Consider the following 18124-nt stretch of genomic DNA (forward strand, 5'->3'; position numbering starts at 1 on the left):
TCTCCTATAAACCCAAATGAGAGCGCAAGGTGCTGCCCGAGTACGAGGTGCGGAACAAGCCGCGCCGCTGCAACTCGGGAATCACCAGCTCAAGGAAATCATCCAAGCCACCGGGCAGCGCCGGCGCCATGAAATTGAAGCCGTCCGCCGCGCCCTGCTCAAACCACTGCTGCATCTGATCCGCCACCAGCTCCGGCGTGCCGACCACGGTGAAGTGCCCGCGGCCGCCGGCGATACGTTCGTAGAGCTGGCGTATCGTCAAATTCTCGCCCTGCGCCAGATCGGTCAGCAACTGCTGGCGGCTGCGCTGGCCGTCCTGCGTTTCCGGCAGATCCGGCAAGGGGCCGTCCAGCGGATAGCCGGACAAATCGAAATTGCCGATCATCCGCCCCAGCAGCGCCAGGCCGGCTTTCGGTTCGATCAGCGCCTGCAGCTGCGCGAACTTCGCATCCGCTTCCGCCTGCGTGCGGCCGACCACCGCGAACAATCCCGGCATGATCTTCAGCGACTCCGGCCTGCGGCCTTTCGCCACCACGCGCTGTTTCAGATCGCTGTAGAACGCCTGCGCCTTCGCCAGCGATGGCTGCGCGGTGAACACCATCTCCGCCGTTGCCGCCGCCAGATCGCGACCGGTCTCGGAACTCCCCGCCTGCACCACCACCGGCCGTCCTTGCGGACTAGGCGCCACGTTCAGCGGCCCCGCCACGGCGAAATGCTCGCCGCGGTGATTCAGCTTTTTCACCCTGGCCGGATCGTAAGGCAGCGCGCCGCGCTTGTCGTTGACGAACGCACCGGGTTCCCAACTATTCCACAGTCCTGTGACAACCTGATGAAATTCCCGCGCCCGCGCATAGCGGTCGGCATGCGCCACGTGCTGCTCGCGGCCGAAGTTGGCCGCTTCCGCCGCGTTATCCGAGGTGACCAGGTTCCATCCCGCCCGGCCATCCGACAGCAGATCCAGCGATGCGAACTGGCGCGCCACCGTGTACGGTTCGTTGTAGGTGGTGGTGGCGGTGCCGATCAAGCCGATGTTCTCGGTGGATGCGGCCAGCGCCGACAGCAGCGTCAAAGGCTCCAGTGATGGCGCGCCGGTCAGCGCCACGCTGTCCGCGAAAAACACCGCGTCCAGGCAGGCCTTCTCCGCGTTGCGCACCTGTTCGCGGAACACCTTGAACGGATTCGATTCCAGATCGGTATCCGGATGCCGCCACGCCGCGACGTGGTGGCCATAGCGCATCATGAATGCGGCGATACTCAACTGCTTGGACATCAGAACTCCTTGCGGGCGGTGATGCCGAAGTAACGCTCGTCGTCGCGCGGCACGGCGCGGGTGACGTAGCCCGTCGAGGTGACCAGGTTGGTGGCATACGATTTGTTCGCCAGGTTCTTGCCCACCAGCGCAATGCGCCAGCCGCCCACCGGCGACGACAGCGCCACACTCGCATTGACGACGCCATACGCACCCTGGATCGCATCCGGCGACTGGAACAGGTCGTACTGCGTCTTGGCCTGCCAGGTGTAGTCCGCACCCAAGTCGACAATCAGGCCATTCTGCAAGGGCAGCGCGTAGTTGGCGCGGGTGAAGGACTTCCACTTCGGCGAGAACGGCAACGGCTGGCCATTCAGGTTGCAGGATGCGGCAGCGGCGGCCGGGCAGTTGAAGCTGTCGATCTTCGCGTCGGTGTAGGCCAGCGATTGCGTCAGCGTCAATTCGCGCGTCGGACGCGCACTCAGATCCAGCTCCACGCCCCTGGTCGAGACATCGCCCGCATTGATCAGCCGCGTGACCACGGCACCGGCCACGGTGTCATAGAAGTTGGCCTGGTAGTTCGAGTACCTGGTGTTGAACACGGCGATGTTGGCGGTCAGCTTGCGGTCGAAGGCGCTGGCTTTCAGGCCCAGCTCAAACGAATCCGAGGTCTCAGGCTTCAGTGCCAGCGTATCGCGGCTCAACATGTTGAAGAAGACATTGTAGGCCGGCCCTTTGTAACCGCGCGAGTAGGTCGCATACGTGTTCACGTCGCGCGCAATGTCGTATTGCAGGCCGACGCGCCCAGAGTAGCCATCCTCGCTGGTGGAGCCGGTGCTTTGCGTGGCTGGCTGCACGCCGGCGAAGGCCACGGTCTGCGTCGAGGTGCGGGCGTGGTCGTAGGACAGGTCGTCCCGCGTCCAGCGCGCGCCGGCGATGGCGCGCCAGTTCGCAGCGAAGTTCAGCGTGCTCTCGCCGAACAGCGAGTAGCTGTCGTTCTTCACGCCGTAATCCGCGCGACCGGAATTGATGGCCGTGCCGTTGTTGACGATGCGCTGATAGACCTCGCGGTCCTTGCCGTGCAGGTAATAGGCGCCGACCACGTAGTCCGCAAACTGGTCTTTCGGCGAAGCGAGGCGCAGCTCCTGCGACGCCTGGCTGAATTCCACCGTGCCGATGTCGCGCGTGGCCGGGAACGCCGCCGTGATGCGCGACGCTTCCGCCGCGTTGCCGATGGCCGAGGTGCTGGTGTACTGCGTGTTGTCCCAGTCGCGCACCGCCGTGATGGAGGTCAGCGTGTAGCCGTTGAAGCGGTAGTCCACCTGCGCCGACAGGCCTTTGTTCTTGTCGCGGATATCGCTCGGGATATCGGTGTTGACCTGGCGGTTCTCGGCGCCCGCCAACACCGGCGCAATGCCGGCGTTGAACGCGGCAGCCGTCGATTTGTAGGCGGTGAAGGTTGGCGACGACGTCGAACGCAGGTAGTCGGCGATCAGCGCGATATCCAGATCCCTGGTCGGCGTGATGTCGACGCGGGCGCGCACGCCTTTGCGGTCGTAGCCATTCAGCTTGCCGCCGCCGGCGTGGACGTTGTTCACGTTGCCGTCATAGTCCGCATACAGGCCGGTGACCGAGGCGCTGACCACGCCCGGCTGGATGGCGCCGGAGACGCCGGCGCGCACACGCCTTTCATTACCCTCATACCAGGATGCATCGACAAAGCCGGCGGTTTCCTGCGTCGATTTGCGGCCAATCACATTCAGCACGCCGGACGAAGCGTTCTTGCCGAACAGCGTACCTTGCGGGCCGCGCAGGATTTCGATGTGTTCGATGTCCAGCAGGTCCAGCGTGGCCTGGCCCGGACGCGCATACACCACGCCATCAATCACAGTGGAAACCGTAGGCTCGACGCCCGGCGAAGTGGAGATGGTACCGATACCACGCACGAAGATGGTGGAATCCTTGTTGCCGCCCTGCTGGCGGAAGGTCACGCTCGGCACTTCCTGCACGATGGTGTCGATGCTGGTGCGGTTGGCGTTGGTCAGCGCATCGCCATCCAGCACCGACACGGCCACCGGCACCGATTGCAGCGAGGCGTTGCGGCGCGTGGCGCTGACCGTCACGCTGGGCACGGCGGCGCTGTCGTCGCGGCTCTTGAGCGGCGTTGGATCGGTCTCCTCGGCGCCTGCATACGCCGTCGCCACCAGCAAAGCGCCGACGGTCAGCGCGCAAAAAATTTTCTTATTGCTCTTCATGCTGTGATCCCTTGATTGGAAAGCGCGCCTTGCGCCGCTTGTGTCTTATTCGGAAAACCTGCTTTGATCGGCGAAGAACCAGCTTAGTGCGCGTCAGCTGCTTCGCTACAATTAAGTGGTACCGGTACCTTTTTTTAGTGTCGTGGCGGCCCGGTTTGAAGTCAAAGAATTAAAAAAATCATCGATATGTCTTTTCGGAATATGCGTACATGAGCGAACCAACAGCACCACGAAAACGCCGCGGATCGGGCCGCGCCACCATTCACGATGTGGCCCGGCTGGCGGAAGTGGGATCGATTACGGTGTCGCGCTACTTCAGCGAACCGGGACGCGTGGCGGCCAAGCGCAGCGCGCGCATTGCGGCGGCGGTGAAGGAGTTGGGCTATGTGCCGAACCTGGCGGCGGGCGGTCTCGCGTCCTCGCGCGCGCGCATCGTCGGCATGGTGATCCCGAATATCTCCGGGCCGATCTTCGCCAACACCATTCAGACGTTCAGCGACACGCTGAACCGCCATGGCTACCAGTTGCTGCTGGCGTCCAGCTACTTTTCGGCCAGGCAGGAAGAGAGCGCGGTACGCGCCTTCCTCGGCTGGAATCCCGCCGCGCTGGCAGTGGTGGGACGCTTTCACAACCGCGCCACGGAAAAGCTGCTCACCAGCGCCGGCATTCCCGTCGTCGAGACCTGGGACTACCAACCGCGCCGCAAGCCGATACAGGTCGGCTACTCCAACAACGCGGTCGGCGAACAGGCGACGCGCTATTTGTATGGCAAGGGCTATCGCCGCATCGCCTTTGTGCAGAACAGCCTTGCCGGCGACTTGAGCGCGGTGGACCGCAGCGACGGCTATGCGACGGTGATGCGCGAGCACGGTCTTGAGCCGATCATTTATGCGCCGACAGCGGAGGCGCCTTTCGATGCGGGCAAGCAGGCGATTGAGGCCTTGGCGTTGTCCCCAGCGCGCCGTGCGCGGCCCGTGGAAGCAATCATCTTCGCCAATGACAATCTGGCGGCGGGCGCTCTACTCGCCGGCCAGCGCGCAGGTCTGAAGATACCGGGGCAATGCGCAATTGTCGGCTTTGGCGACTATGCCTTCTCGCCGCTGCTGCTGCCCAGCCTGACCACCATCCGCCCGCCGGGCCGCGAGATCGGCGAGATCGCCGCGTTGCGCATTCTTGAACAACTGGGTGTGCTGCCCGCGTCGGCACCGGATTCGCGTTTGAATCTGCTGGCCTGCGAATTGATAGAGCGCGAAAGCGCATAAGGACGATGATGAAGAAATGGATTTGCTTGTTGCTCGTGGCGCCGCTGCTGTCGTCGGCCGCTGAAGTGCGTATCGGTTTCCAGAAAAGCGCCGGTTTGCTGAGCATGATGAAGACGCAGGGCGCGTCGCTGCCCGGTCATACGATCAAATGGATTGAATTCCCCGCCGGCCCACAGATGCTGGAGGCGCTGAATGCGGGCAGTATCGATTTCGGCAGCACGGGCGCGCCGCCGCCGGTGTTTGCGCAGGCGGGCGGTGTGGATCTGCTGTACGCCGGCGCGGAGCCGGCGCCTGTGAACAGCGAGGCGATTATCGTACCGAAGGATTCGGCGCTGCGCACGGTGGCGGATTTGAAGGGCAAGCGTGTGGCGTTTCAGAAGGGATCGGGTTCGCACTTTCTGCTGGCGTCCGCGTTGCAGAAAGCGGGCTTGAAGTTCAGCGATATCACGCCGGTCTTCCTGTCGCCATCGGATGCGCGGGCGGCGTTTGTCGGCGGCGGGATTGATGCGTGGGTGGTGTGGGATCCGTACCTGGCGTCAGCGCAGAAGGCCTACCAGGCGCGCGTGTTGAGCGACTACACCGGGCTGCCGCTGGCGAATGGTTTCTATCTGGCGTCGCGCAAGTTCGCCGAACAATCGCCGCAACTGGTATCGGCGTTGCTGGAGCAAGTGAAGCTGACTGGCAAATGGGCCAGCGGGCATCCGAAAGAAGTCAGCACCTTGCTGACGCAGCAGACCGGCGTGCCGGCCGACATTGTGGCCACGTGGATGGGCCGTTCGCGCTTCGGCGCCACGCCCGTCACGCCGGACATCGTCGCCAACCAGCAGCGCGTGGCCGATCTGTTCTACCAGCAGAAGCTGATCCCAAAACAAGTCAACATCGCCAGCCGCGTCTGGGCCTGGCAACCGAAGTAAGTTTGATCCACCTAAAGCCCCCGCCCGCTGAGACGCCCACACTGGCAACTCAGCCAGCGAGGGCATCATGCCAACCGTCTATCTTGAAACGTCAGTCATTTGCCATCTGACCGATCCGCCAAGCACCAATCCCATCACCCGCGCCTGCCAACAGCTAACGCAACTGTGGTGGCACACCCGCTGCGATCCGTCTCGAACATTCATCTCAAGCTATGTGAGCGACGAGATCGAAAGCGCCGATCCCCTACGGGCACGACGACGCCTTGAAGCGATACAGCATCTCGCTAAATACCCAAAATCTGTGGATATAACAAATAAGGCGGAACTTTTAATGCTTGGAGGTGGACTAACCGCGAAGGCTGAGCGAGCAGCAGAGCACATTGCTTGTGCCGCTTTTAACCATTGTGAAATTTTGTTGACTTGGAACTGCGCAGATATCGCCAACGCACGAAAATTTGGCTTACTAAGACTGCTAGTCGACGATGGAGAGTATTGGCTACCTGAGCTCGTAACGCCTTTTGAATTAATGGAGAATAGCTATGAAACTCGATGGCGTAGAAATCCCAGAGGACATTAACGTACCGGAGCTTAGTGCTGAAACCATAGCGGAAATAGATGCGTTACATGCATCGTTACATCGCCACTATGAGGAAATAGAGGAAGATGGCTCACGCACAGCATTAACTGAAAGCCCAGAGCCCAGCAAGCCGGTGACCGTCAGCATTAACACACTTCGTAAGCTTGAACCGTTAGCGCGCGCCAAGGTGCTTTATATGCTGAGGGCTCAAGTTACGGTTTAGAATCAGGACTTGCAGCCGCAGCTGCCGCTGCCGCAACCGCCGCCGCTGCTTTTCGGCGCGGTCGAGGGACCGGTCAGGGACATGCCGGTTTCGCGGCCGCTGTCGCCTTCGAAGCCGGAGGCGTGCAGGCGGTCCATATAGCCTGCCCACAGCACATCTTTCTCGCTGCCCAGCTTGTACAGGTATTCCCACGTGAAGATGCCGGTGTTGTGGCCGTCCGAGAACGTCGGCTGTACCGCGTAATTGCCCACCGGCTCAACGCCGGCAATGCCCACTTCGCGCTTGCCAACCTGCAGCACTTCCTGGCCCGGACCATGGCCCATCACCTCCGCCGACGGCGAATACACGCGCAGCAGTTCAAACGGAATCGAAAACGATTTGCCGTCATCAAATTCAATCTCCAGCAGTTTGGAGACGTTGCGGACCGTCAGGCCGGTAGGGACAGGTTTGCTCATAATGCTTTCACTTTTTCGACGATGGCCGCATGCAATGTTGGCAACAGCGCACGACGCGCCGCCAGCACCTCCGCCGACGAAGCGCGCTGCGCCACAGCCCAGGTCGGGTTGGGGAAATGCGCATCGTCGCGGTAACGCGGGATAACGTGCCAATGCACGTGCGGCGTCATATTACCAAAACTGGCCAGATTAATTTTTTCCGGCGCCAAAACCTCACGCTGCGCGGACTCGACCGCCCACACCACGTCCATCACGCGCACGCGGTCCGCCGGCGCCAGATCGGTCATTTCCTTGACGTGGGCATTCCATACCACGCGCGTGAAACCGGGATATTCCGCCTCGTCCACCGCCACCACCGACACCCGGTCATCGGACCAGATCAAGGCGGCGCCCGGCGCCGCCAGCAGGTGACACAGATCGCAGGCCATTACACCAGCACCCGCTCGATGCCGCCGTCATTGGCGCGTTTCACGTATTCCGGCATCCAGTTTTCGCCCAGCAGATGCTTGGCGATCTCCACCACGATGTAGTCGGCGGTGGTGCCGGCGTCTTCGCTGTAGCGCGACACGCCGCCCAGGCAAGCCGGGCAGCTGGTCAGGATCTTGACTTCGCCGTCGAAGCCATCGGCGCGCAGCTTGTCGGCGCCCTTGATGACTTCCTCTTCCTTGCGGAAGCGCACCTGCGTCGAGATGTCGGGACGCGCCACCATCAGCGTGCCCGAGTCGCCGCAGCAGCGGTCGTTCTTTTCGATCTTGACGTTGTCGTGCGTCTGGATCAGCGAGTTGACGGTCTTGGTCGCTTCCTGCAGCTTCATCGGCGTGTGGCACGGCTCATGGTACATATAGCGCGTGCCGGTCACGCCTTCGAGCTTGACGCCCTTCTCGTTCAGATATTCGTGAATGTCCATGATGCGGCAGCCAGGGAAGATCTTGTCGAACTCGTAGGTGGCCAGCTGGTCGTAGCAGGTGCCGCACGAGACCAGCACGGTCTTGATGTCCAGATAGTTGAGCGTATTCGCCATGCGGTGGAACAGCACGCGGTTATCGGTCATCATCTTGTCGGCCTTGTCGTACTGGCCCGAGCCGCGTTGCGGATAACCGCAGCACAGATAGCCCGGCGGCAGCACCGTCTGCACGCCCACTTCCCACAGCATGGCCTGGGTTGCCAGGCCCACTTGCGAGAACAGGCGCTCCGAGCCGCAGCCAGGGAAGTAGAACACCGCTTCCGTATCGGCCGTGGTCGCCTTCGGATTGCGGATGATCGGAATGACCTTGTCGTCTTCGATGTCCAGCAGCGCGCGCGCGGTTTTCTTCGGCAGGTTGCCCGGCATCTTCTTGTTGATGAAGTGGATCACCTGTTCGCGCACCGGCGGCTTGCCGACGGTCGGCGGCGGCGCCTTGGTCTGCTTCTTGGCGAATTTCTTCAGCAAATCATTGCCCAGGCGCTGCGCCTTGTAGCCGATGCCGATCATCGCCGCGCGGGTGGCGTTGATGGTGGCCGGATCGGTGGCGTTCAGGTAGAACATGGCCGCCGCCTTGCCCGGATTGAAGGTCTTCTTGTCCATCTTGCGCAGCAGGTTGCGCATGTTCATCGACACGTCGCCGAAGTCGATGTTGACCGGACAGGGCGTCACGCACTTGTGGCAGACGGTGCAGTGATCGGCCACGTCCTCGAATTCTTCCCAGTGCTTGATCGAGATACCGCGGCGGGTCTGCTCTTCGTACAGGAAGGCTTCGATCAGCGACGAGGTCGCCAGGATCTTGTCGCGTGGCGAGTACAGCAGGTTGGCGCGCGGCACGTGGGTCGAGCACACCGGCTTGCACTTGCCGCAACGCAGACAGTCCTTGACGCTGTTGGCGATGGCGCCGATATCGCTCTGCTGCATGATCAGCGATTCGTGGCCCATCAGGCCGAACGACGGCGTGTAGGCGTTGGACAGGTCGGCCTCCATGCCGTCCAGGTTGAGCAGCTTGCCCTTGTTGAAGCGGCCTTCGGGATCGACGCGCAGCTTGTAGTCGCGGAACGGGCCGATTTCATCCTCGTTCAGGAATTCCAGCTTGGTGATGCCGATGCCGTGTTCGCCCGAGATCACGCCGTCCAGCGAACGCGCCAGCGTCATGATGCGCGCGACGGCCTGGTGCGCCAGTTGCAGCATCTCGTAGTGATCCGAGTTGACCGGCAGGTTGGTGTGGACGTTGCCGTCGCCGGCGTGCATGTGCAGCGCCACGAACACGCGGCCACGCAGCACGCGCTTGTGGATGGCGGTGGCTTCGTCGAGGATCAGCTTGTAGGCGGCGCCGTTGAAGATCTGGCGCAGCTGGGCGCGGATTTCCTGCTTCCACGTGACGCGGATGGTGCGGTCCTGCACCACGTCGAACAGCGTGGCGTCCGGCTGCGTTTTCAGGCGCTCTTCGAACACCGGCAGCAGGCGGTTCATACCGTGATCGGCTAGTTCGGCGGTAATCGCCACCAGCGGCTTGTCCAGCTCGGCCAGCAGATAGGTCCAGCGCGCGTGCACCTGCGTCAGCAGCGCTTCCGCCTGCTGCTGACGGTCGCCCAGCATTTCGGCGTCGCCGACACTGTCGTCGGCATCGTCGCTCTTGCCGATCGGCAGATTGCCGGCGGCGAAGAAGGCTTGCAGTTCATCGACCAGTTGCAGCTTGTTCTTGATCGACAGCTCGATGTTGATGCGCTCGATGCCGTCGGTGTACTCGCCCATGCGGTTCAGCGGAATCACCACGTCTTCGTTGATCTTGAAGGCGTTGGTGTGCTTGGCGATGGCGGCGGTGCGGGCGCGGTCCAGCCAGAATTTCTTGCGCGTTTCCGGGCTGACGGCAACAAAGCCTTCGCCGACGCGGGTGTTGGCCAGGCGCACCACTTCCGAGGCGGCCAGCGCCACGGCGTTTTCATCGTCGCCGACGATGTCGCCGAACAGCGCCATCTTCGGCAGCACGCCGCGTTTCGATTTGGTGGCGTAGCCGACCGCGCGCAGGTAGCGCTCGTCCAGGTGCTCCAGGCCGGCCAGGCGCAGCGTGGCGAACTCTTCGCCCTTGGCTGGCAGACCGTCCAGGTAATCCTTGATTTCCACGATCGATGGAATCGCATCGCGCGCCTGGCCGAAGAACTCCAGGCAGACGGTGCGGGTGAACTTCGGCATCTTGTGCAGAATCCAGCGGCCCGAGGTGATCAGGCCGTCGCAGCCTTCTTTCTGGATGCCCGGCAGGCCGGCCAGGAATTTGTCGGTGACGTCCTTGCCCAGCCCTTCCTTGCGGAACACGCGGCCGGCGATTTCCAGGAGCTCGGTCTTGAACGGCGCGCCCTTGGCTTCGCCCTTCGCGCTCGGATGGGTCCACTCCAGCTGGAAGCGGGCCAGCGGCGTATCGTGAATCTTCGACAGGTTGTGGTCGAGGCGCGTGACTTCCAGCCAGTCGCCGTTCGGATCGACCATGCGCCATGAGGCCAGGTTGTCCAGCGCCGTGCCCCACAGCACGGCCTTCTTGCCGCCCGCGTTCATGGCGATGTTGCCGCCGACGGTGGAGGCGTGCGCCGAGGTCGGATCGACCGCGAACACAAAGCCGGCCTTCTCGGCCGCTTCCGACACCTTGTTGGTGATGACGCCGGCGCCGGTGTAGATGGTCGCGTAGTCTTTTTGCAGGCCGGGCAGCACCTTCATTTCGACCGCGCCGATGTTGAGCAGCTTTTCGGTGTTGATGACGGCCGACATCGGCGTCAGCGGAATCGCGCCGCCGGTGTAGCCGGTGCCGCCGCCGCGCGGGATGATGGTCAGCCCCAGTTCGATACAGCCTTTGACCAGGCCGGCCATTTCCTCTTCGCTGTCCGGCGTCAGCACCACGAACGGATATTCGACGCGCCAGTCGGTGGCGTCGGTCACGTGCGAGATGCGCTTCATGCCATCGAAGCAGATGTTGTGCTTGTCGGTGTAGCGGCCCAGCACCTTGTAGGTGCGCTTGCGCAGGTCGTACACCTGTTTGAATTCTTCGCCGAAGTCGGCCACGGCCTTGCCGGCCGCGCGCAGCAGCTTGGCGACATTGGCGCTGCGCTGGCGCGCGGCTTCGTCGGTCTGGGCTTCGCTGTCGTCGACGGTCAGGCGGCGCTTGTCCACCTCGGCCAGACGGTGATGCAGCGCGTTGATCAGTTCCTGGCGGCGTTTCGGGTTATCCAGCAGGTCGTCCTGCAGATACGGATTGCGGCGCACCGCCCAGATATCGCCCAGCACCTCGTACAGCATGCGCGCCGAACGGCCGGTCTGGCGTGCGCCGCGCAGCGCATCCAGCAAGCTCCACGACTCCTCGCCCAGCAGCCGAATCACGATCTCGCGATCGGAAAACGACGTGTAGTTATAAGGAATTTCCCGCAGGCGCGTGGCCTCCGGACCGTGAGGCGTTTCCGCCAGCAGAGCTTGAATTTGTGCAGGGGCGTTCATTATGCAGGGACTATAGACAGACACCGGGAGGATCATTCTAGCCTATTGCAGCGCACCACGCGGGAACAGCCTTAGGCCGCCGAGGGACTCTGCAAGGGTGCAAAAACCGGCAAAAATTCGAAAATAGCCCCGTCACCGCGCAATAAGATGCCAAATCAACGCATCACACTGAATGAAATTTATGCATAAGCTTATGCGGCAAGAGGATAACTTGCACCAAATTAGCCCAGCATTTGTCCGATTCGGTGCCACACGCCGTCCGGCACGTACAACAGCAGCGTGGTCATGGTGATGTAGCGCAGCAGCTTGCCGATGGCCATGTAGGCCAGGCTGGGCCAGAACGGCAGCCGCAGCCAGCCGCCCAGGGTGCACAGCGGATCGCCGATGCCGGGCACCCAGGCCAGCAGCATGGTCTTGGCGCCATAGCGCTCCAGCCAGTGGAACCAGCGGCTCTTGCGCTCCTTGGCGAAGCTCTGCTTGGCCTGCCAGCCCATGTAGTAATCGATGGCGCCGCCCAGCGTGTTGCCGACGGTGGCGACGCCGATCACGCTCCAGAACATCGCCGGGTTGGCCTTGATGACGGCAAACACCGCCGGCTCCGAACCCAGCGGCACCAGCGTGGCCGAGACCAGGCTGATGATGAAGACCGATGTCAGGCCTACCTCGGGCGCGGCGAGCACATGCAGCAGCCAGGTAATTGCGGATTCGATCATTGTTTATTGGGTGTAGGGCAAAGGTGCCATTATAATGATCCGCACACCGCACGATTGAACAGTCCGATCCGAGCCCACCCGCCAAGGATCTGCGCCCCTGCTCCACCCGGTCACCCGCCGGATAGTTAGCATCGAAGCCCTCCGAATCACTTTGCTTGCATACCATGACGACCGACTATCTGAAGAAAGTACTGACCGCGCGCGTCTACGACGTCGCTGATGAAACCCCGCTGGAACTCGCGCCGACCCTGTCGCAGCGCTTCGAGAACCGAATTTTTTTCAAGCGCGAGGACATGCAGAGCGTGTTCAGCTTCAAGATTCGCGGCGCCTACAACAAGATGGCCCACCTGACCGACGCGCAGCGCAAGCGCGGCGTGATCTGCGCCTCGGCCGGCAACCACGCCCAGGGCGTGGCGCTGTCCGCCGCCCGCATGGGCTGCCGCGCCGTCATCGTGATGCCGACCACCACGCCGCAGGTGAAAGTGGATGCGGTCAAGGCGCGCGGCGGTGCCGATGTCGAGGTGGTGCTGCACGGCGAGTCCTACACCGACGCCTACAACCACGCGCTGACGCTGGAAAAAGAACAGAAGCTGACCTTCGTCCACCCGTTCGACGATCCGGACGTGATCGCCGGCCAGGGCACCATCGGCATGGAAATCCTGCGCCAGCATTCCGGCCCGATCCACGCCATCTTCGTGCCGATCGGCGGCGGCGGCCTGATCTCCGGCATTGCCGCATACATCAAACAGATCCGCCCGGACATCAAGATCATCGGCGTGCAGTCGCTGGATTCCGACGCCATGGCGCGCAGCCTGAAGGCCGGCGAACGCGTCACGCTGACCGATGTCGGCCTGTTCGCCGACGGCACCGCCGTGCGCCTGGCCGGCGAGGAAACCTTCCGCCTGGCGCAGCTGTACGTGGACGACGTGATCCTGGTCGACACCGACGCCATCAGCGCCGCCATCAAGGATGTGTTCACCGATACGCGCAGCATCCTGGAGCCGTCCGGCGCGCTGTCGATTGCCGGCGCCAAGGCCTACATCGAACGCGCCGCGCTGACCAAGGACCCGATCAAGAACGAAACGCTGATCACCATCGCCAGCGGCGCCAACATGAACTTCGACCGTCTGCGCTTCGTGGCCGAGCGCGCCGAGCTGGGCGAAGCGCGCGAGGCGCTGTTCGCGGTGACCTTGCCGGAGCAGCGCGGCAGCTTCAAGCGCCTGTGCCAGCTGGTGGGCGCGCGCAACGTCACCGAGTTTACCTACCGCATCAGCGACAAGGACGATGCGCACGTGTTCTGCGGCGTGCAGATCGCCGACCGCAACGAATCCGGCGCGCTGACCCGCCGCTTCGAGGAGCACGGCTTCAAGGCGCTGGACCTGACCCATGACGAGCTGGCCAAGACCCACTTGCGCCACCTGGTCGGCGGCAAGAGCGCGCTGGCGGACAACGAGCTGCTGTACCGCTTCGAGTTCCCGGAGCGTCCCGGCGCGCTGATGCGCTTCCTGGATTCGATGGCGCCGAACTGGAATATCTCGCTGTGCCACTACCGCAGCCAGGGCGGCGACGTCGGTCGCATCGTCATCGGCCTGCAGGTGCCGCCGGAGGAAATGAGCGACTTCGCCCAGTTCCTGGCAACCCTGGGCTACCGCTACTGGGATGAAAGCCTGAACCCGGTCTACAAGCTGTTCCTGGGCTGACCCCGCAACCTTCAGCGGCAAAGCCAGCGTGACCACTTAGGGGTCGGACCCGCAGGGTCCGACCCCACCTTGCGTTGGGGTAAAAGCCCGCGCACGGTTGAAAGCACCTCCGCCACAATCTTAATATAATTACATCTGGTTATCTTAAGGGCGGGAGAGCCATGTCGACCGATATGCAGTTTTCAAGCAACTACCAGGATCTCAGCAATTCCTCCGGCGTCGACGCCGGCTTCCAGTTCGAGTTCTACTGCCAGCGCTGCAACGACCGCTGGCGCACCCGTTTTGAACCCTACCGCAGCGGCCAGGCCTCGGGCTGGGTGCAGAAAGGCGCCAGCCTGTTTGGCGGCCTGCTCGGCAGCGCCAGCAGTGTGCTGAACGGCGTGGCCGAAGCCGGCTGGCACAGCGCCCGCGACGACGCCTTCACCGGCGCCGTAGCCGCCGGCAAGGCCCACTTCAACCGCTGCGGCGATTGCCACCGTTACGTGTGCAGCCCGTGCTTCGACAGCGCCAACGGCCTGTGCTTCAATTGCGCCCCCAACGTCAACGTCGCCATCACCCGCGCCCGCGCGCAGGGCGAAGTGCAAGGCGCGTCCGAACTGGCCACCGAGGAAGGCAAGACGCGCGGCGCGCAGCGCAACGTCACGCAAACGATGCAGCTGGTGTGCCCGGAGTGCCGCACGGAGACCCACGGCGCCAAGTTTTGCCCCGAGTGCGGCCACAAGACCGCGCAGCAGGTCGCGTGCAGCGCGTGCTCGACCATGCTGGAACCGGGTACCAAGTTTTGCACCGATTGCGGCCAGCGCCAGGCGTGAGCGCAGCCCGAGTGCCGCGCCCGCGTTACAATGACGCTTACTCCATTTCGCTCCACGCACCATGACCAATTCCGCCGACCAGTCCCCGCTGGGGAAAACCTCCGCCTACCGCACCGATTACGCGCCGGAACTGCTGTTCCCGATTCCGCGCCAGGGCAAACGCGACGAGCTGGGCTTGTCGGGGACGATGCCGTTCTTCGGCGTCGATATCTGGAACGCGTATGAAATCTCGTGGCTGAACCAGCGCGGCAAGCCGCAGGTGGCGATCGCCCGCGTGACTTTCCCGTCCGATTCGCCGAACATCATCGAATCGAAGTCGTTCAAGCTGTACCTGAACTCCTTCAACCAGACCAAGCTCGACAGCGTGGCCGCGCTGAAGATGCTGCTGCAACAGGATCTGTCCGACGCGGCCGGCGCCAGCGTCCACATCACGCTGACCCAGCCGGAAGAATTCGGCATGATCGCCATGGGCGAACTGGATGGCCTGCTGCTGGACCGCCTTGACATCGAGGTCGACAACTACAGCCCGTCGCCGGACATCCTGAAGGCCGCGCTCGATGAAGAGCCGGTCGAAGAGAAGCTGGTGTCGCACCTGCTGAAATCGAACTGCCTGGTCACCGGCCAGCCGGACTGGGCCGGCGTGCAGATCCATTACAGCGGTCCGCAGATCGACCAGGAAAGCCTGCTGAAATACCTGATTGGCTTCCGCGAGCACAACGAATTCCACGAGCAGTGCGTGGAGCGCATTTTTGTCGACATCCTGCGCCAGTGCCAGCCGCAGCAGCTGGCCGTGTACGCGCGCTACACCCGCCGTGGCGGGCTGGACATCAACCCGTGGCGCAGCAACTTCAGCACCGCGCAGAAACCGCCGAACCTGCGCGGCGCCCGCCAGTAATCAGGCCGGAAAGTCGGTCGAGAAGGCCAGGTCTTTCTGCGCCTCCAGTTCCGCCAGCCGCGCCGACAGCGCGCGCTGCATGGCGGTATAGGCATCGCTGCCCAGCGCCAGCCGTTTCGGCGCCGGCTGCTGGTCCACGCTGGCGATCATGAGTTCCACCATCCTGGCCGGATCGCCCGGCGGCACCGCCTTGCGCTCTTCGAGCATGCGGCGCGCCATGCTGGCCGGCGTGCCGTCGTAGGCGGCGATGCGCGGCGCCAGTTGCGAGCTGCCGTAGCGGAACTCGGTGCGCGCGCCGCCCGGCTCGACGATGGTGACGCCGATGCCAAAGCCGGCCACCTCCTGCTGCAAGGCGTCGGCAAAGCCTTCGATGCCCCACTTGCCGGCGTGGTACAGCGACGCGCCGGGAAACGCCGCCTGCCCGCCCACGGTGGAGATTTGCAGGATGCGGCCGCCGCCCTGCGCGCGCAGATGCGGCAGCACCGCGCGCGCCACCTGGATCGAGCCGATCAGGTTGGTCTGGATCTGCTGCGTGATCTGCTCGTCGGTCACTTCTTCGGCCGCGCCGAACAAGCCATAGCCGGCGTTGTTGACCACCACGTCAATGCGACCCAGGGCGGCAACCGCCGCGTCGACCACGCCGCGGATGGCCGGCGTGTCGGTAACGTCGAGGCGGGCCAGCCACAGCTGGTCGCCGTAGCGCGCTTTCAGGTCGTCCACGCTGGACAGGGTGCGGACGGTGCCGGCAACGCGCTCGCCGCGCGCCAGCAGTTGCTCGCTCATATGGCGGCCGAAGCCGCTGCTGATGCCGGTGATCAGCCAGGTACGTTGTGTCATGGGTAGCTCCTGTGAAAACACCACGATAGCGTGCGCCGTCCAGACTTTGAATGCTTGAAAGTCGGTCTTTCATGCGTAATAATCCAATCCATGCAAGATGATCCCCTGTCAGATGTCCTGCGCCTCGTCAGCGCGCACTCGGTGGTTTCCGGCGGCCTGGCTGCGGGCGGCGCATGGGCGATCGCCTTTCCCGCCGTCGGCACCATCAACTTTTTCGGCATCCTGCGCGGCAGCTGCTGGCTGATCCACGAAGGCGAAGCGCCGCAGCGCATCGGCGCCGGCGACATCTTCCTGCGCTCGGCGCACCGCAAGCTGGTGCTGTGCAGCGATCCCGGCGCCACGCCGGTCGACCTGTACACCGTGGTGACCAACAAGGCGAACGGCATCAGCCAGCTCGGCGACGGCGACGATTTCTTCATGCTTGGCGGTAAAGTCGCGCTGGACGCGGTCAGCGGCAAGCTGCTGCTCGACGCCCTGCCGGCCACGCTGCACATCCGCGCCGGGACGCCGCACGCCGCCGGCATGCAATGGCTGCTGCGACAGATCGTGCAGGAGCAGGCCACCGCCCTGCCCGGCACGGCGGCGGCCTCGGCGCAGCTGGTACACCTGTTGTTCATTCAGATCCTGCGCGCCCACGTGGCCGACGCCGGACCGGGCGCGGCCAGCTGGCTGCGGGCCGCCAGCGACCGCCGCCTGGCGCCGGTGTTGAGCATGCTGCATGCGGAGCCGGGCCGCGGCTGGCAACTGGCCGAGCTGGCCGACGCGGCCGGTATGTCGCGCGCCAGCTTCGCCGCGCATTTCAAGGCGGTGGCCGGAGTGGCGCCGCTGGCCTACCTGGCGCAATGGCGCATGCGGCTGGCCGAGCGCGCGCTGCGCAGCGAAGCGGTCACCATCGCCGTGCTGGCGCAGCGGCTGGGCTACAGTTCCGAAAGCGCGTTCAGCAATGCCTTCAAACGTTTGATTGGCGTCGCCCCCAAACACTACCGAAACGCCCAATCAGGCGTATGATGTGATCTACAACGCCTGTTGCTACGCCAGCTGGTGTTGCCGGCGCGAAAACGACAAAAAACGGCGAAATGCCCCGGCTTCTGGCGAAAAACCGGCGTTTTTCACGATTTCTAATCAGAAATAGCGATTCTTTCTTTAGTGCATTTTTAACAGCCTGTGGCTGCGCCCGGTTCGGGCATAAACGCAACGTCGGCATGAGCGATTTCATGTTACATGGCGCAGAAACCAGCCTATAATTCTGCTCGCGTGCCACCCTTGTGCGGTGCAACATTACATTCGTATTATGAATAACCTGAGCAAAATACTCTCTCTGGAGAACGTGCTGCTGGATTTGGAAGTGTCCAGTAAAAAGCGCGCTTTCGAGCAAGCTGGTCTGATCTTCGAAAACAACTGCGGCATCGCCCGTTCCACCGTCTCGGACAACCTGTTCGCGCGCGAGCGCCTCGGTTCGACCGGACTGGGCCACGGCGTCGCCGTGCCGCACGGCCGCATCAAGGGCATGAAGAGCCTGAAGTCGCCGCTGGCCGCGTTCGTGCGCCTGGCCGAGCCGATTCCGTTCGAGTCGCCGGACGGCAAGCCGGTCAACCTGCTGTTCTTCCTGCTGATTCCGGACCACGTGACCCAGCAGCACCTGGAGATCCTGTCGGAGATCGCCGAGATGTTCTCGGACGACGCCTTCCGCGTGGCGCTGAGCACCGACGACGATCCGAAATCGGTGCATTCGCGCATCATCAACTGGCTGCCCAGCCTCCAAGCCGCTGGCTGACGTCTGACAATAGG

General features: G+C 63.3%; 16 protein-coding genes. 9 read left to right on the forward strand and 7 right to left on the reverse strand.

Going from position 1 to position 18124, the window contains the following annotated elements; genetic code table 11:
• Positions 1-4: 4 nt before the first annotated feature.
• A complete protein-coding gene (locus GJ695_RS08925) occupies positions 5-1270 on the reverse strand; it encodes an LLM class flavin-dependent oxidoreductase (protein WP_154363954.1) in 1266 nt (421 codons plus the stop codon).
• Entirely contained in the window at positions 1270-3504 is a 2235-nt protein-coding gene (locus GJ695_RS08930) for a TonB-dependent receptor (protein ID WP_154363956.1), read from the reverse strand. Before GJ695_RS08930 ends, GJ695_RS08925 begins: the two co-directional genes overlap by 1 nt.
• Before the next feature lie 209 nt (positions 3505-3713).
• On the opposite strand from GJ695_RS08930, the gene GJ695_RS08935 reads away from it, so the two are divergent.
• From GJ695_RS08935 to GJ695_RS08950, 4 genes are all read left to right on the forward strand, one after another.
• Complete coding sequence (locus GJ695_RS08935; protein ID WP_154363957.1) at positions 3714-4766, forward strand: LacI family DNA-binding transcriptional regulator; 1053 nt, start codon at positions 3714-3716, stop codon at positions 4764-4766.
• 8 nt (positions 4767-4774) lie between these two features.
• On the forward strand, positions 4775-5680 hold the full coding sequence (locus tag GJ695_RS08940; protein ID WP_154364196.1) for a sulfonate ABC transporter substrate-binding protein: 906 nt from the start codon (positions 4775-4777) through the stop codon (positions 5678-5680).
• A 67-nt stretch (positions 5681-5747) separates the two neighbouring features.
• Positions 5748-6257, forward strand: coding sequence for a PIN domain-containing protein (locus tag GJ695_RS08945; protein WP_154363959.1), 510 nt, complete (start codon positions 5748-5750; stop codon positions 6255-6257).
• Positions 6220-6480 carry a hypothetical protein gene (locus GJ695_RS08950; RefSeq protein ID WP_154363961.1) on the forward strand — a complete coding sequence of 87 codons (261 nt, stop codon included), beginning with the start codon at positions 6220-6222 and terminating at the stop codon, positions 6478-6480. Before GJ695_RS08945 ends, GJ695_RS08950 begins: the two co-directional genes overlap by 38 nt.
• A 2-nt stretch (positions 6481-6482) precedes the next feature.
• On the opposite strand, the gene GJ695_RS08955 is transcribed toward GJ695_RS08950, so the two are convergent.
• The 4 genes from GJ695_RS08955 to GJ695_RS08970 all read right to left on the reverse strand — a co-directional run bounded on the left by GJ695_RS08955 (position 6483) and on the right by GJ695_RS08970 (position 12092).
• Positions 6483-6935: a gamma-butyrobetaine hydroxylase family protein gene (locus GJ695_RS08955; protein WP_154363963.1), complete on the reverse strand. Its 453-nt coding sequence runs from the start codon at positions 6933-6935 to the stop codon at positions 6483-6485.
• The gene (locus GJ695_RS08960; protein WP_154363965.1) at positions 6932-7363 is read right to left on the reverse strand and encodes an HIT family protein; all 432 of its coding nucleotides are present in this window, start codon (positions 7361-7363) and stop codon (positions 6932-6934) included. Before GJ695_RS08960 ends, GJ695_RS08955 begins: the two co-directional genes overlap by 4 nt.
• The gene (locus GJ695_RS08965; protein WP_154363967.1) at positions 7363-11379 is read right to left on the reverse strand and encodes a DUF3683 domain-containing protein; all 4017 of its coding nucleotides are present in this window, start codon (positions 11377-11379) and stop codon (positions 7363-7365) included. The genes GJ695_RS08960 and GJ695_RS08965 overlap by 1 nt, the downstream gene beginning before the upstream one ends.
• Positions 11380-11600: 221 nt before the next feature.
• The gene (locus GJ695_RS08970; protein WP_154363969.1) at positions 11601-12092 is read right to left on the reverse strand and encodes a YqaA family protein; all 492 of its coding nucleotides are present in this window, start codon (positions 12090-12092) and stop codon (positions 11601-11603) included.
• Positions 12093-12256: 164 nt separating this feature from the next.
• Here GJ695_RS08970 and ilvA point away from each other — a divergent pair, with 164 nt between their 5' ends.
• From ilvA to queF, 3 genes are all read left to right on the forward strand, one after another.
• The gene (gene ilvA, locus GJ695_RS08975; RefSeq protein ID WP_154363971.1) at positions 12257-13792 is read left to right on the forward strand and encodes a threonine ammonia-lyase, biosynthetic; all 1536 of its coding nucleotides are present in this window, start codon (positions 12257-12259) and stop codon (positions 13790-13792) included.
• 161 nt (positions 13793-13953) lie between these two features.
• On the forward strand, positions 13954-14604 hold the full coding sequence (locus GJ695_RS08980) for a zinc ribbon domain-containing protein (protein ID WP_154360302.1): 651 nt from the start codon (positions 13954-13956) through the stop codon (positions 14602-14604).
• 61 nt (positions 14605-14665) lie between these two features.
• On the forward strand, positions 14666-15499 hold the full coding sequence (queF, locus tag GJ695_RS08985; RefSeq protein WP_154363973.1) for an NADPH-dependent 7-cyano-7-deazaguanine reductase QueF: 834 nt from the start codon (positions 14666-14668) through the stop codon (positions 15497-15499).
• Here the strand turns inward: queF and GJ695_RS08990 are convergent, their stop codons facing one another.
• Entirely contained in the window at positions 15500-16336 is an 837-nt protein-coding gene (locus GJ695_RS08990) for an SDR family oxidoreductase (RefSeq protein ID WP_154363975.1), read from the reverse strand.
• 90 nt (positions 16337-16426) lie between these two features.
• Between GJ695_RS08990 and GJ695_RS08995 the strand changes: the two genes are divergently transcribed.
• Together GJ695_RS08995 and GJ695_RS09000 are read left to right on the forward strand one after the other, a co-directional pair.
• Positions 16427-17344, forward strand: coding sequence for an AraC family transcriptional regulator (locus tag GJ695_RS08995; RefSeq protein ID WP_154363977.1), 918 nt, complete (start codon positions 16427-16429; stop codon positions 17342-17344).
• A 283-nt stretch (positions 17345-17627) separates the two neighbouring features.
• Positions 17628-18110: a PTS sugar transporter subunit IIA gene (locus tag GJ695_RS09000; RefSeq protein ID WP_154360306.1), complete on the forward strand. Its 483-nt coding sequence runs from the start codon at positions 17628-17630 to the stop codon at positions 18108-18110.
• Positions 18111-18124: the final 14 nt, after the last annotated feature.

Source organism: Duganella alba (assembly GCF_009674495.1).
Lineage (GTDB): Bacteria > Pseudomonadota > Gammaproteobacteria > Burkholderiales > Burkholderiaceae_D > Rugamonas > Rugamonas alba.